Annotated in this window: 14 protein-coding genes; 9 read left to right on the forward strand and 5 right to left on the reverse strand. The window is 72.8% G+C overall.

From position 1 onward, the window contains the following. Positions 1 to 54: 54 nt before the first annotated feature. The 3 genes from DEI95_RS06830 to DEI95_RS06840 all read left to right on the forward strand — a co-directional run bounded on the left by DEI95_RS06830 (position 55) and on the right by DEI95_RS06840 (position 3,261). Positions 55 to 1,311, forward strand: coding sequence for an inorganic phosphate transporter (locus DEI95_RS06830; RefSeq protein WP_110823856.1), 1,257 nt, complete (start codon positions 55 to 57; stop codon positions 1,309 to 1,311). Between the two features lie 96 nt (positions 1,312 to 1,407). Further along, complete coding sequence (locus DEI95_RS06835) at positions 1,408 to 1,704, forward strand: hypothetical protein (RefSeq protein ID WP_110823857.1); 297 nt, start codon at positions 1,408 to 1,410, stop codon at positions 1,702 to 1,704. A 75-nt stretch (positions 1,705 to 1,779) separates the two neighbouring features. Then, the gene (locus DEI95_RS06840; protein WP_111059773.1) at positions 1,780 to 3,261 is read left to right on the forward strand and encodes an aspartate ammonia-lyase; all 1,482 of its coding nucleotides are present in this window, start codon (positions 1,780 to 1,782) and stop codon (positions 3,259 to 3,261) included. A 117-nt stretch (positions 3,262 to 3,378) separates the two neighbouring features. Here the strand turns inward: DEI95_RS06840 and DEI95_RS06845 are convergent, their stop codons facing one another. Further along, positions 3,379 to 4,698 (reverse strand): MFS transporter, encoded by a 1,320-nt coding sequence (locus DEI95_RS06845; protein WP_110890551.1) that lies wholly within the window; start codon positions 4,696 to 4,698, stop codon positions 3,379 to 3,381. 69 nt (positions 4,699 to 4,767) lie between these two features. On the opposite strand from DEI95_RS06845, the gene DEI95_RS06850 reads away from it, so the two are divergent. The 3 genes from DEI95_RS06850 (at position 4,768) to DEI95_RS06860 (ending at position 8,311) form a co-directional block, all read left to right on the forward strand. Beyond that, entirely contained in the window at positions 4,768 to 5,139 is a 372-nt protein-coding gene (locus tag DEI95_RS06850) for an FKBP-type peptidyl-prolyl cis-trans isomerase (protein ID WP_110823860.1), read from the forward strand. Next, positions 5,139 to 5,981 (forward strand): aldo/keto reductase, encoded by an 843-nt coding sequence (locus tag DEI95_RS06855; RefSeq protein WP_111059774.1) that lies wholly within the window; start codon positions 5,139 to 5,141, stop codon positions 5,979 to 5,981. The genes DEI95_RS06850 and DEI95_RS06855 overlap by 1 nt, the downstream gene beginning before the upstream one ends. Before the next feature lie 71 nt (positions 5,982 to 6,052). Further along, on the forward strand, positions 6,053 to 8,311 hold the full coding sequence (locus tag DEI95_RS06860) for an ATP-binding domain-containing protein (protein WP_111059775.1): 2,259 nt from the start codon (positions 6,053 to 6,055) through the stop codon (positions 8,309 to 8,311). 70 nt (positions 8,312 to 8,381) lie between these two features. Here the strand turns inward: DEI95_RS06860 and DEI95_RS06865 are convergent, their stop codons facing one another. The 3 genes from DEI95_RS06865 to DEI95_RS06875 all read right to left on the reverse strand — a co-directional run bounded on the left by DEI95_RS06865 (position 8,382) and on the right by DEI95_RS06875 (position 10,921). Next, on the reverse strand, positions 8,382 to 8,714 hold the full coding sequence (locus tag DEI95_RS06865) for a protealysin inhibitor emfourin (RefSeq protein WP_110890553.1): 333 nt from the start codon (positions 8,712 to 8,714) through the stop codon (positions 8,382 to 8,384). 63 nt (positions 8,715 to 8,777) lie between these two features. After that, the gene (locus DEI95_RS06870) at positions 8,778 to 9,830 is read right to left on the reverse strand and encodes a M4 family metallopeptidase (protein WP_111059776.1); all 1,053 of its coding nucleotides are present in this window, start codon (positions 9,828 to 9,830) and stop codon (positions 8,778 to 8,780) included. A 68-nt stretch (positions 9,831 to 9,898) separates the two neighbouring features. Further along, a complete protein-coding gene (locus tag DEI95_RS06875; protein WP_111059777.1) occupies positions 9,899 to 10,921 on the reverse strand; it encodes a glycoside hydrolase family 6 protein in 1,023 nt (340 codons plus the stop codon). 130 nt (positions 10,922 to 11,051) lie between these two features. Between DEI95_RS06875 and DEI95_RS06880 the strand changes: the two genes are divergently transcribed. The 3 genes from DEI95_RS06880 to DEI95_RS06890 all read left to right on the forward strand — a co-directional run bounded on the left by DEI95_RS06880 (position 11,052) and on the right by DEI95_RS06890 (position 12,717). Beyond that, the gene (locus tag DEI95_RS06880; protein WP_181436223.1) at positions 11,052 to 11,501 is read left to right on the forward strand and encodes a VanZ family protein; all 450 of its coding nucleotides are present in this window, start codon (positions 11,052 to 11,054) and stop codon (positions 11,499 to 11,501) included. Positions 11,502 to 11,642: 141 nt separating this feature from the next. Further along, on the forward strand, positions 11,643 to 11,912 hold the full coding sequence (rpsO, locus tag DEI95_RS06885; RefSeq protein WP_110823867.1) for a 30S ribosomal protein S15: 270 nt from the start codon (positions 11,643 to 11,645) through the stop codon (positions 11,910 to 11,912). A gap of 184 nt (positions 11,913 to 12,096) precedes the next feature. Then, on the forward strand, positions 12,097 to 12,717 hold the full coding sequence (locus tag DEI95_RS06890) for a CE1759 family FMN reductase (RefSeq protein WP_111059779.1): 621 nt from the start codon (positions 12,097 to 12,099) through the stop codon (positions 12,715 to 12,717). A 22-nt stretch (positions 12,718 to 12,739) separates the two neighbouring features. Here the strand turns inward: DEI95_RS06890 and DEI95_RS06895 are convergent, their stop codons facing one another. Further along, positions 12,740 to 13,993 carry a hypothetical protein gene (locus tag DEI95_RS06895; protein WP_146243610.1) on the reverse strand — a complete coding sequence of 418 codons (1,254 nt, stop codon included), beginning with the start codon at positions 13,991 to 13,993 and terminating at the stop codon, positions 12,740 to 12,742. Between the last annotated feature and the right edge of the window lie 234 nt (positions 13,994 to 14,227).

Raw genomic sequence — 14,227 nt, forward strand, 5'->3', positions numbered from 1 at the left:
CCGGTGGACGACAGGGTTTGCTCCGGAGCCGCCGGGCTGCGACACTTGCCCGCGGTGGACATCACACTCATAGTCGTCCTGGTCATCGCGTTGGCCCTCTTCTTCGACTTCACAAACGGATTCCATGACACCGCCAACGCGATGGCGACACCGATCGCCACCGGTGCCATGAAGCCGAAGGTGGCCGTGACGGTCGCCGCGGTGCTCAACCTCGTCGGTGCGTTCCTCAGCACCGCCGTGGCGACGTCGATCTCGCACGGGCTCATCAACGAGGGCCCCGGTGGCGTCGCCATCAGCCCCGAGATGATCTTCGCGGGCCTGATCGGCGCGGTCGTGTGGAACATGATCACGTGGTTGCGCGGCTTGCCCTCGTCGTCCTCGCACGCGCTCTTCGGCGGGCTCATCGGCGCCGCGATCGTCGGCGCCGGCTTCGACTCGGTGAACTACGCGGCACTGCTGACGGTCGTGATCATCCCGGCCTTCCTGTCGCCGGTGATCGCCGCGCTCGTGTCGCTCCTCGCCACGCGCATCGCCTACCGCGTGACCCGTCGTCCGGTGTTCCCGAACGAGCGCGGGGGCTTCCGCATCGGACAGGTGTTCACGAGCTCGATGGTGTCGCTCGCCCACGGCACGAACGACGCGCAGAAGACGATGGGTGTCATCACGCTGACGCTCATCGCCTCGGGCGCGCAGTCGAGTGACCAGGGCGTGCAGTTCTGGGTCGTCGTGGCCTGTGCCCTGGCGATCGCCCTCGGCACCTACACGGGCGGGTGGCGCATCATCCGGACGCTCGGCTCGGGCATCACCGAGATCCGCGCGACGCAGGGCTTCGCAGCCGAGGCGTCCACCGCCGCCACGATCCTCGCGTCGAGCCACCTCGGCTTCGCACTGTCGACGACGCAGGTGTCGTCGGGCTCGATCATCGGCGCGGGCCTCGGCCGCCGCGGTTCGAAGATCCAGTGGTCGACGGCCGGCAAGATCGTCATCGCGTGGTTCATCACGCTGCCCGCCGCCGCGGCGGTCGGGGCGATCGCCTCGGGCATCGCCCACTTCGGCGTCATCGGTCTCGTGCTCGACGCGGTCATCGGTGGTGCCGTGATCCTCGGCCTGTACCTGTGGTCGCTGCGCAAGCCGCACGAGCACGCCGCGGCCATCGAGGTCGACGTCGCCGCGAACGCCGTGCTGACCCGCAAGGAGCGGCGCGACCTGCAGCGCGCCAAGCGTGCCGAGGCCGTCGCCGCGCGTCGCGCCGAACTGAGCCGCGAGCGGACCCTCCGCCGCATGGCCGGACGCAAGGGAGGCCGTCGCTGATGGGTATCGTCATGGACGGACGCTGCGGAGGGACCTGCTGATGGGTATCGCCATGGACGGACGCGGCGGAGCGTTCCTGCTCGGAGGGACCTGCTGATGGGTATCGACTGGGCGGCGTTCCTGCTCGTCGCACTGGTGGCCGTCGTGTCGGCGTGCTTCGTCGTCACCGTCTACTCCGTGGGCCTCCGCCTCTGGAGCGCCGCCGACGCCCGAGCGGGCAAGTACACGGTGAAGGACGACGGCACCGTCGGCCCGGCCACCGCCGGCTTCCCCGACCCGACCGCGGCCTCCACCGCGATCCGTGCGTTCCGGGCGCTCGCCGTGGTCTGCTTCGCCGCCTGCGGTGCCGCGGTGCTGTACGGCGTCTACCTCATCGTCCCCGCCTTCCACTGACCTCCTGGCCGGCCGCACCGGCTGGACGGTCGCGGGCTAGCCTCGGGAGGTGACCGCGACGGAGAGGACCACGACGTGACGAGCGCTGCCACCCGCACCGAGACCGATTCCCTGGGCTCGAGGGAGGTGCCGGTCGACTCCTACTGGGGGATCAACACCCTCCGGGCGATGGAGAACTTCCCGATCGCCTCGGTGCCGATCGCGGTCTACCCGGACCTCGTCGCGGCCCTCGTGACCGTGAAGCAGGCGGCGGCCCGGGCGAACAAGGCGATCGGTGTCCTCGACGCCGAGCGGGCCGACGCGATCGACCGTGCCGCGCAGGAGGTCCGCGACGGGGCACTGCGGGACCAGTTCGTCGTCGACGTGGTCCAGGGTGGCGCCGGGACGAGCACGAACATGAACACGAACGAGGTCCTGGCGAACCGGGCCCTCGAACTGCTCGGCCGGGAGCGCGGCGACTACGCGTACCTGCACCCGATCGACCACGTGAACCGCAGCCAGTCGACGAACGACACGTACCCGACGAGCATCAAGATCGCGATGATCACCGGTGTGCGCCGGCTCGCCGACCAGCTCGAGCAGCTGTCGGCAGCGTTCGCGGAGCGCGGGGAGGCGTTCGCCGACGTCCTCAAGGTCGGCCGCACGCAGCTGCAGGACGCGGTCCCGATGACGCTCGGCCAGGAGTTCACCGGCTTCGCCCACACCATCGCCGAGGACGTCGTCCAGCTCCGCCGGGTGGTGCCGCTCCTCGGCGAGATGAACCTCGGCGCGACCGCGATCGGGACGGGCATCACCGCCGACCCGCTGTACCGCGACGAGGTGCGGCGGCAGCTGCAGGAGGCGAGCGGCATCGACGTCGTCACGGCCCCGGACCTCATCGAGGCGACGAGTGACGCCGGCGCGTTCATGACCCTGTCCGGCACGGTCAAGCGCAGCGCGATGAAGCTGTCGAAGATCTGCAACGACCTGCGGCTCCTGGCGTCCGGCCCGCAGGCGGGCCTCGGGGAGATCACGCTGCCGCCGCGGCAGGCCGGTTCGTCGATCATGCCCGGCAAGGTGAACCCGGTCATCCCGGAGGTCGTCAACCAGATCGCCTTCGCGGTCGCCGGCGCGGACACCACGGTGACGATGGCGGCCGAGGGTGGTCAGCTCCAGCTCAACGCGTTCGAGCCGATCATCGCGCACTCGATCCTGCAGTCCCTGCAGTGGATGACCCGCGGGTGCGCGACGCTCCGCGAGCACTGCGTGACCGGCATCCGGGCGAACGAGCTACGGCTCGCCGCCCAGGTGGACACGAACGTCGGCGTCGTCACCGCGCTGACGCCGTACATCGGCTACGCAGCGGCGGCGTCCATCGCGCACACCGCCCTGACGACGTCGACCCCGATCTCGACCCTGGTGATCGCCGCGGGTCTCATGGACGCGGACCAGGTGCACCGGGTGCTCAGCCCCGCCCGGTTGTCCGGCATCGAGCTGGCGACCGGTGCCGTCCCGGTCGTGACCGAGGAGATGCTCGACGAGGCCGCCCGGGACGCCGAGGCCCGTCGCCGGTCCTGACCGCTGCCGGACGGGAGGCACGCCCCGGGTCCGGCGCGCAGCCTCCCGTCCGCACCGTGCGCGGGGCGGACGCGACGCGGCGCGTCCGTGCGCACGACGGAGACGCGGCGCGGCGCGTCAGTTCGCGTTCGGGTGCAGCGCGTCGTACCGGCGGAACGACGGGACGAGCCGGAGCAGCAGCGCGACGAGCGCGATGATGAGGACGCCGCCGATGAGCGGCGGCCAGGCGAAGCCCGCTGCGACGACCAGACCGGCGTACAGGTCGCCCACGCGCGGCCCACCGGTGACCACGACGATGAAGATGCCCTGCAGTCGGCCGCGCATGCCGTCCGGCGCGGCGGCCTGGAGGATCGTCCCGCGGAACACGCTGCTCACGTTGTCCGCGCCGCCGGCCACCGCGAGGGCCAGCGCGCAGAGCGCCAGTGCCGGCAGGATCCCCGTCGAGAACGTCTCCGACGCCCGTCCGCCGAGGAGGTGCGCGGCCGCGACGACGACGCCGAACGCGGCGATCGCGCCGCCGTAGACGGTGATCGCCCAGCCGACCGCCTCGCCCTGTCGGCGGACGTGCCCGAGCGGGCCGGAGAAGACACCGGACAGCAGCGCACCGACCGCGTAGGCGGCCGAGAGGGTGCCGACCGTGATCGACCCACCGCCGACGACCAGGGCACCGATCGCGGGGAACAGCACCCGGGGCTGCCCGAACGTCATGGCGATGATGTCGAGCACGAAGGTCATCGTGATGTTCCGGGAGCGGCGGAGGAACCGCGCACCCTCGACGAGCGACGACAGGCCCGGACGGAGGGCGTCGTGCTCGGGAGCCATCCGTGGCAGCGTCACCACGCCGAGGAACGCGGCGCTGAAGAGCACGACGTCCACCGTGTAGGTCGGGGCGAAGCCGAACGCGGCGACGAGCACACCGCCGACCGCCGGCCCGACCGTCACGGAGAACCCGGCGCTGATGCTGTTCAGGGCGCTCGCCGCGGGGAGCAGGTCGTTGCCCACCAGCCGCGGGACGATCGCCGCCCGGGACGCGCCGATCACGGTGCCCGCGACGGCGTTGACGGTCACGAGCACGTAGAGCAGCACGACGCTGTCGAGCCCGAGCCAGGCGTGCGCGGCGATCATCGCGGTCGACACCCAGGCCATGACGGCGGAGACCAGGGCCACCGTGCGGCGGTCGAAGGCGTCCGCGAGCATGCCGCCGTACAGCCCGGCGAGGATCATCGGCACGAGCGAGATGACGCCGACGAGCGACACCATGAACGTCGAGCGCGTGATCTCGTACACCTCGAGCCCGACCGTGACGCTCGTCATCATGGTGCCGATGCCCGCGATCGAGCTGCCGATCCAGAGCCGCGCGAACGCGGGGGAGCGGCGGAGCGGGGTGAGGTCGGCGAGCAGGGAGCGGCGGGGCTTCGCGGGGGCGTCTGGTGTCACAGTGGAACCATTCTGTGGCCTGGAGGGCTCCTGCGGGGCACGTGCACGTCCTCTGGTTGACTGTCGGGCATGACTGACCTGAACAGCAAGCCCGAGTTCGACGCCCCCGAGGGCCCCGCCCCCACCGACCTCGTGGTCACCGACATCGTCGTGGGCGACGGCGACGTCGCCGAGGCGAGCTCGACCGTCAAGGTCCACTACGCCGGCGTCGAGTACGAGTCCGGCGAGGAGTTCGACAGCTCCTGGGGTCGTGGCGAGCCGATCGACTTCCCGCTCGCGGCGCTCGTCCGCGGCTGGCAGGAGGGCATCCCCGGCATGAAGGTCGGCGGTCGCCGCAAGCTCGTCGTCCCGCCGGAGCTCGCCTACGGCCCGGCCGGCGGCGGACACTTCCTCTCCGGCAAGACGCTCATCTTCGTCATCGACCTGCTCGGCGTCCGCTGATGGCGGGCGTCCCGGAGGTCCCGACCCTCGAACTGAACGACGGACACCGCATCCCGGCGCTCGGCCTCGGCACGTACTCGCTCGACGGGGACGAAGGGGTCGCGGCGGTCGGTGCGGCGATCACGAGCGGGTACCGCCTGCTCGACACCGCGTTGAACTACGGCAACGAGGACGCGGTGGGCCGTGCGGTCCGCGAGTCCGACGTGCCGCGCGACGAGTTCGTCGTGACGTCGAAGCTCCCGGGACGCCACCACGGCTACGACGAGGCACACCGCTCGGTGGACGAGACCCTGGCGAACCTGGGGCTCGACCACCTCGACCTGTACCTCATCCACTGGCCGAACCCGTCCGTCGGGAAGTTCGTCGAGACCTGGAAGGCGTTCGTCGACCTCCGGGACAGCGGCAAGGTCCGCTCGATCGGTGTCTCGAACTTCACCCCCGAGCACCTCGACCGCATCCTCGACGCCACCGGGGTCGCCCCGGCGGTGAACCAGGTCGAGCTGCACCCGTACTTCCCGCAGGCCGACCTCCGCGCCGTGCACCAGCGTCTCGGCATCGTCACCGAGAGCTGGAGCCCGCTGGCGAAGCAGTCCGAGCTCCTCACCGAGGGACCCGTGACCGCCGCGGCCGCAGCGCACGGTGTCTCGGCCGGCCAGGTCGTGCTGCGCTGGCACGTCCAGCTCGGCGCCGTGCCGGTCCCGAAGTCGGGCGACCCGGACCGCCAGCGCGAGAACCTCGACGTGTTCGGCTTCGCGCTGACCGACGACGAGGTCCGGGCCATCTCCGCGCTCGAGCGCGGGCGGCTCTGGGACGGCGACCCGGACACGCACGAGGAGATGTAGGCGGGCGCTCGCGTTCGGACCCGACCGGGGCAGGGGGATATCATCGGTACCCCTGTCCCGAAGGGTTGCGAGTGTCCGAACCGCGTGTTTCCGAACCGACCGAGATCGACCGTGAACGCGGCTACGTCGACGGTCTGTTCCACCGACTCGACGAACTGACCACCGAGGCCGAGCAGCGGCTCGTCGAGACCCGCCGGCAGGCAGTCGGTGGCAACCACCAGAGCCGGACCGAGCGCGACGCCTTCGCCCGGCTCTACGAGGACACCGTCGCCACCCTGCGGCGCGTGGGCGACCGCCTGGTGTTCGGGCGGCTCGAGGTCCAGGACCCGCCCGCCGATGAGGACGCCTTCCGGTACATCGGGCGCGTCGGGCTGCGGGACGCCGACCACCGGCCGCTGCTGCTCGACTGGCGTGTACCGGGTGCGAGCGCGTTCTACCAGGCCACCGCGGCGCATCCCATGGGCATGCGGGCCCGACGTCACCTGACGCTCGAGGGCCGCACGGTCGTCGGCGTCGAGGACGAGGTGTTCGACGCCACGCTCTACGACGACGAGCGCACGCACCTGCAGGGCGAGGGAGCCCTTCTCGCGGCCGTCACCGCCGAGCGCACCGGGCGGATGACCGACATCGTCGCGACGATCCAGGGCGAGCAGGACCGGATCATCCGCTCCCCGCTCGAGGGCGTCCTCATCGTGCAGGGCGGGCCGGGCACCGGCAAGACGGCCGTCGCACTGCACCGCGCGGCGTACCTGCTCTACTCCTACCGGGAGCGTCTTCGCGGCTCCGGCGTGCTCGTCGTCGGGCCGTCCCCGGCGTTCCTGACGTACATCGAGCAGGTGCTGCCGTCCCTCGGTGAGACCGGTGTCGTGATGGCGTCCCTCGGGTCGCTCCACCCGGGGCTCCACACCACCGTGCACGACCGTCGGGACGTCGCCGCCGTGAAGGGGTCCGGCGAGATGGCCGACCTGCTCCGCCGCGCGGTCCGGTCGCGGCAGGTCGTCCCGACCGAGTCCGTCACGCTCGACGTCGAGGGCGAACGGCTCGTCGTCCCGCCGCAGCTGGTCGCCGACGCCATGCGCCGTGCCCAGGACCGCGGCAAGCCGCACAACGTCGCCCGCGTCACGTTCAACAAGAACGCACTCGACGCCATGACGCGACTGCTCGCCGACCAGCTGCGGCACCGCGGGACGACGGTGGACGAGGCCGACGAGAAGGTGCTGCGCGAGGACATCCGCAGCTCGTACGACGCCCGGGTCCTGCTCAACACGGCGTGGCTGCCGCTGCCGGCCGAGAAGCTCCTCGAGGACCTGTACGCCCGGCCGAACTGGCTCGCGTCCCTCACACCGAACTGGTCGCCCGAGCGCCGTGCCCTGTTGCGGCGCGAGCGCGGGGCCGGCTTCACGGTCGAGGACGTGCCGCTCTTGGACGAGGCGGCCGAGCTGCTCGGGGTGTTCGACCCGACCGGTGGTGCGGCGAAGCGGCAGGCGAAGGCCACCCGGAACCGGGACATCGAGAACGCCCGGCAGGCCATCGAGAACATGGGCGTCGAGGGCATCGTCAGCGCCGAGCAGGTCGCCGGTGCCTTCGCGGAGGGCGGGGACCCGCGCTCCACCGCCGAGCGTGCCGCCGAGGACCGCGAGTGGACCTACGGGCACATCGTGGTCGACGAGGCGCAGGAGCTCTCACCGATGCAGTGGCGGGTCCTGGCACGTCGCAACCCGCTGCGGTCCTTCACGATCGTCGGTGACATGGCGCAGGGCTCGTCGCCGGGTGCCGCCCGCACGTGGGACGACGTCCGCGGTGCGCTCGCCCGTCGTCGTCGTGGTCGTGCCCCGCAGGTACCGCTGGACTCGCGCCTCGAGGAGCTCACCGTCAACTACCGCACCCCGCGCTCGATCGTCCAGGCGGCCGGGGCCTTCGCCGCGGCGGCCGGTCTCACGGTGACCGCGAACGAGGCGGTCCGTGACGGCGACCCCGTCGAGCGCTTGCGCGTCGACCGGGCGGACCTGCTCGACACGGTCGCGGACCGGGTCGACGGCGAGCGCGACCTGATCGGCTCTGGGACGATCGGCGTCATCGTGCCGGAGGCCGACGTGGCCGCCGTCCGCGAGCGCCTGGCCCGGACCGAGGCCGACGTCCGCGGGCTCGGGTCACCCCGGCCGGGGTCGGTCACGGTGCTCACCGGCGCGGACGCGAAGGGCCTGGAGTTCGACGGCGTGCTGCTCGTCGACCCGGACCGGGTCGGCTCCGACGCCGCTCGGGCCGCCGCGGCCGTCTACGTCGCGATGACCCGTCCCACCCGCCGGCTCACGGTCATCGAGGTCGCCTGACCGTCCCGCCGGTCGGGCCGGTGCCTCCTGCGGTGCGTCCGAACCGCCGGGAGGCTCGGGAGCGACCCCGTCAGGCCGGCTCGCCCTGGTCGCGTACCTGTTCCACGAGGGCCGCCCACGGGCCGTCCAGGCGACGACCCGGGATCGTCACCGTGGTCCGGGCGACGGTCACCGTCCACACGTAGTCGTCGCGGACGGCGCTGTCGTCACGATCGGCACCCTCCCCACCCACACCCTCCCCACCCGCACCGTCCGGAGCCGCCCCGGGTGCCACGGACCCGTCGCCGGGGAGTGCCCCGACGAGTTCCGTCCACCGGTCGGCGTCCGGACGGGCATCGGTGTCGACCCGCCATGCCCGCGGGAGGCCGGCGAACCCACCACTGCGGCGCACGACGATCTGCATGCCCCGGAACCTACGCCCTCCGCATCCGCTCCGGAGTGCCCGGTCGAGCAGCGCTGCTGCGGCTCAGACCGTCACCCCGACGCGCTGCCAGGCACCGGCGACGGCGGTGTGCTCGCGCGAGCCCGCTCCGAACCGCGCCGCCGCTGCTCGGACCGTGACGGCCGCGAAGCCGGCGAAGTCGATGGACGCCGACACCTCGGCCGAGGTGAGGGCGTCCCACCACACCTGTCCCGCGCCGACCCAGGCCGGTCCGCCGACCGTGGTCGCGGCGAGGAAGAACGCGTGGTTCGGGATGCCGGAGTTCAGGTGCACGCCGCCCTGGTCCTCGGCGGTCTCCACGTAGTCGGCCATGGTCGCGGGCTGTGGGTCCGCCCCGAGCACCGGGTCGTCATAGGCCGTGCCCGGCGCACGCATCGAGCGGAGGGCGACCCCGTGCACGGCGTCCGTGAACAGCCCTTCGCCGATCAGCCAGGACGCCTGTTCCGCGGTCTGCCGGGCGGCGTACTGGGCGACGAGCACGCCGAAGACGTCGCTCATCGACTCGTTGAGCGCTCCGGACTGCCCCTGGTAGACGAGGTCCGCGGTGTACTGCGTGACGCCGTGGGCCAGCTCGTGCCCGATGACGTCGACCGCGACGGTGAACCGCCGGAAGACCTCGCCGTCTCCGTCGCCGAACACCATCCGCTGCCCGTCCCAGTAGGCGTTGTCGTACTCCCGCCCGTAGTGCACGGTGGCGTCGAGGGGGAGTCCGGCGCCGTCGATCGACGCCCGTCCGAACACCTCGAGCCAGAACGCGTGCGTCGCGCCGAGGCCCGCGTACGCCTCGTCGACCGCGGGGTCCCCGGTGTCGCCGTCACGCTCCCGCCGCACCACCCTGCCCGGCAGCGTCGTCGTGCCGGCGGCGTCCGCGATCGTGCGCCGCGGAGCGACGTCCGGCGCCCCGGCGGTCCTGGCCGCGCGGAGGCCGGTCACGTGCTTCGGCTCCTGGACGCGGTCCATCGAGGCGAGGGCGGTCCGGGCTGCGGCGGCAGCGCGCGGGAACCGGTCCTCCGGTGCGTCGGCGACGGCGCGGAGGAGGTACGGCGGGACGACGGAGCGCGGCGAGCGGCTGGTCATGGCGACATGCAACCACCGGGGGCCGACAGCCGGTTCGGCGACCGGCCTCCCGGCTGTCGGTTCCGCCGTCAGTCGCGCTTGCGGTTCGCGACCAGGGCGAGTGCGTACGACTCCCACCACTCGCCGGCGGCCGGTCCGCCGTTGCACGCGCCGTCGCTCAGCCCGGGCGTCTTCACCCACAGCAGCGCGTCGAGCCGGGTGGTGCCGCGCGTGACGTGCGGGGTCTGGCCGAGGCCGGCGCCGTCGGGGTTGCACCAGTCACCCCGCCACCCCTGCCCGTTCCGTGAGACGTCGATGACGAAGTGCGGGTCGCCCCCGATCGCGTCGGCGAGCTCGTCGGCGTAGGCGCGCTCCTGGTCCACGCGGTAGAAGTTCGACACGTTCGTGGCGAAGCCCTGCACGCGGTCGACGCCCGCCCGGCGGAGCCACCCGGCCATCGTGTCCACCGGGACCCGGTTCTCGTTCCCGCCGTCCAGGTACACCGTCAGGCCGTGCCCGGTCAGGGCCCCGACCGCCTTCCGGAGGAGCGGCAGCCGGGTGTCCCGCAGCCGCTCGCACACGGCGATCTGCGCGATCGAGTCCGGCTCGACCAGGACCACCGCGTGCGAGCCCGCGAGCGCACGCACGACCGCGCGGACCCACGGCAGGTAGTCGTCCTCGGCGGTGCCGCCGCGCGACCAGTGGCCGCAGTCACGGTCCGGGATCGCGTAGAGCACGAACACCGGGGTCGCCTGCTGCGACCGGGCCGCGGCGAGGACGCTCCGGACGGTGTCGACGGTCTCCGGGACGGACGGGTCGGTGAGCCACGTCGCGAGGGGCTGGTCGGCGATCACGGCGAGGCGTTCGGCCGTGGTCACCCGGCCCGCGTCCCGCGCCGCGGTCACGTGCCAGCGTGGCTGGTTCGCGCTCGCCGGCTGACGGGCGAGGCCACCCGACCACGCCTCGGCGACGCTCTTGCGATGCACGACCTGGCGGTCGCCGGTGCCCGGGAAGACCACCGTGACCGCGACGACGACGGCCGTGACGAGCGCGGCGACGACCCCGATCCACACCCACTGTCGGCGGGTCGAGGTGCGCTGCGCTCCCGGCATGGGCCGTCCTCCCGCTCGGGCGCCGCCCCCGGTCGGCGTCGCTCTCGCCCGCCATGTTCCCACCCGATCGGCACCGGATGCCAGGGTGCCGCCCAGGGCCCGGCCAGCAGGGGTGCCCCAAACTGGCCCGATGCTCCGGAAACTGCTCCTCCTCGCCCTGACGGCGGGCTACGCCTGGGTGATCTGGCGCATGACGCTCACCCCGCACGTCTTCACCGAGGCCGAGAACTCCCTCGTGCTCCGCGCCGTCGCCTGGGTCCAGCAGCTGCCGCACGGGGCGTGGTTCACCTACGACCGGACCGAGTTCCTGGCGAACGTCGCCATGTTCGTGCCGGTCGGGCTGATCGCGGCGCTGTGGTTGCCCCGGCGCTGGTGGGTCCTCGGTGCCGTGGTGGCCGTCGCGCTCTCGGTCGGCATCGAGTTCGCGCAGGCCGTGTACCTGCCCTACCGGGTCGCCGACCCCCGCGACGTGCTGTCGAACGGCATGGGTGGTCTGCTCGGTGCGACGTTCGTCGGCTTCGTCCGGAGCCTGCTGCCGGAGCGCCGACGGCGGCGTCCCCTGCGGGCCCGGACCGTCTGACCGCCGCTCGTCGAGCGGGACGCGCTCTGGTATGCTCGTTCGGTTGCCGTCGAACGGCCGCGGATCAAGAGCGCTCACACAGCAGGTGTGGGCACCGCGCAACGGACACGCTCTCACGCAGAGCAGGAAAGGGGATCCTCCATGGCACTTGACGCGAAGATCAAGCAGGAGATCATCGAAGAGTACGCGACCCACCCGGGCGACACCGGATCCCCCGAGGTCCAGGTCGCCGTTCTGACGCGTCGTATCAACGACCTGAACGAGCACCTCAAGGAGCACAAGCACGACCACCACTCGCGTCGTGGTCTGCTGCTCATGGTCGGTCAGCGTCGCCGTCTCCTCGGCTACCTCTCCGACGTCGACATCGCCCGCTACCGTGCGCTCATCGAGCGCCTCGGCCTGCGCCGCTAGTCATCGTCAGGGTGCTGCCTCGTCGCAGCCCTGCTGGTCCGGAGCCCCGTCCCTCCTCGTGAGGGACGGGGCTCCTGTCGTTCCCCGGTGGGTGCGTCGGCTTCCGGCGCGGACGGGAATGCCTCCCCGTCCGCCGCGGTTCCGTGTACTGTTCATGCAAACGCATTGAAAGTCGGGAGTCTCCATGACCACCATCGCCGTCGTCTCCGCCGGGCTCTCCGAGCCCAGCTCGACTCGCCTCCTCGCCGACCGACTCGCAGCCGCAGCCGGTGCCGCGCTCGCGGGGGAGTCAGCGGGCCCGGTCGAGGTCCGGAACGTCGACCTCCGCCCGCTCGCCCACGAGATCACCGACGCGATGCTGACCCGCTTCTCCGCTCCGGCACTCGCGGCGGCGACGGCCACGGTCGTCGAGGCGGACGCGGTCGTGTTCGTCACGCCGGTCTTCACGGCGGGCATGAGCGGCCTGGCGAAGTCCTTCCTCGACGTGCTGGACAAGGACGCCCTCACCGACATGCCGGTGCTGCTCGGCGCGACGGGCGGGACCGCACGGCACTCGCTCGCCCTCGAGCACGGCATCCGACCGGTGTTCGCCTACCTCCGGGCCGCCGTCGTCCCCACCGCGGTCTTCGCCGCCACGGACGACTGGGGGAGCGACGACGCGGGCGTGCTCGACGCGCGCATCCGCCGCGGTGGAGCCGACCTGGCCTGGGCGGTCCGGGCCTCCCGGCGGCAGCCGCAGCAGGCGGACGCGCTCCCGGCGGTCACCGACTTCGCGTTGTTGCTCGGCGGTCTGCAGCACCGGTGACACCGGTGTCGCGCCCGCCGGGTCAGTACCAGTGCGGGTCGACGCTCATCTCGTGGTCCCACGCGCCGCACGGCGATCCGTAGCGGTCCGCGATGTACGCCAGACCCCAGTCGATCTGCGTCTCGGCGTTCGTCCGCCAGTCCGCGCCCGCGGCGGCGAGCTTCGACGCCGGCAGGGCCTGCGGGATGCCGTACGCGCCACTCGACGCGTTGAGCGCGTTCGCCCGCCACCCGGACTCCTGCGTCCAGAGCGAGACGAGGCAGCCGAACTGGTCGTCGCCCCAGCCGTGGGCACCCATGGCGCTGCGCGCGTAGGCCTGCGCGGCCGCCGGGTCGACGGTGACGCCCTCGGTGCTCGGGTAGGCGTTGTCCGCCGAGCTGGCAGCGCCGCCGGCGGCACGCGCGGTCTCGGCCGCGGCCCGTGCGGCGGCCGCCTGCGCCGCCGCCTGCGCAGCGACGGCCTGGCCCACCTCGTAGCGACGCTGCGTCTCGGCGGTGGAGTCCCGGAGCGCGGCGAGCTGCGCGTACAGCTCGTCGCTGTGCGACTCGGTCTCCGCGACCGCCGCGTCCGCCCGTCGCTGTGCCGCGCGGGCGGCGGTGGCGGTCGCCTCGGCCTGGTCCGCCAGCGACGCCCGCTCGTCCTCGGCCCGCTCCGCCTGGTCGTGCAGCGACGCCGCCGTCCTGGCGGCGACCGCGGCCTCGTCCATGACGCCGTCCCACGTCGTCGACAGCTGGTCGAGCGCGCCGAGCTGGTAGAGCAGCTGGTCGGGGTCGTCCGCCGTCGCGATCCGGGTGGTCATCTGGTCGGTCGAGCCGTCCCGGTACAGGTCGGCCGCGAGGCGCCCGGCCCGGGTCCGCGCGCGCTCGGCCGTCGCGGACGCCTCGTCGGCGTGGGCCTGGAGGCTCGTGGCGGTACGGGTGGCCTCGGCCAGGTCCGCCTCGGCGGCGGCTGCCGCGGCGGCGGTGTCGAGGGCGACCTGCGACTTCTCCGCGGCCTCGGCCTGCACCGACCGGAGCGCGGCCCGGACCTCCGCCACCTCGGCCTGCTTCGCCTGTTCGTCGCCCTCCGCCCGCTGGACGTCCTGCCACGTCGGGTAGTCGGTCGCCGAGGACGGGGCCGCCGAGGACGGGGCCGCCGTCACCGCGGGGACCACGAGGGCGCCGACCAGCACCCCGACGGTGAGGAGGGTGCTCCGGGCACGACCCAGCCGAGGTGCCCGCCGTGGTGCTGCTGCGACCCGTGGTCCGGCCGTCCGTCGTGCTGCTTCCCCGCGCATGGGAGCAGGCTACCGAGGACACGCCCGTTCGCCAGGGGCACCGCCGTCGGTCCACCTCGGAATGCTAAGGTCGGCTGGTCTGGGGACCGTTCCCCGCGACGACACACAACACCGCACGCAGACCGGCACGAAGCTGGTCATCGGTGGTGGCATCCGGGCCGAACCGCGTCCCGAGTGCTCCCACTGCTGGCCAGACATGCGTTCCGCGTCGTGGAGCGCACGTGCACGCGTGTG

The sequence above is a fragment of the Curtobacterium sp. MCBD17_008 genome (genome assembly GCF_003234475.1).
In the GTDB taxonomy this organism is placed as follows: Bacteria; Actinomycetota; Actinomycetes; order Actinomycetales; family Microbacteriaceae; genus Curtobacterium.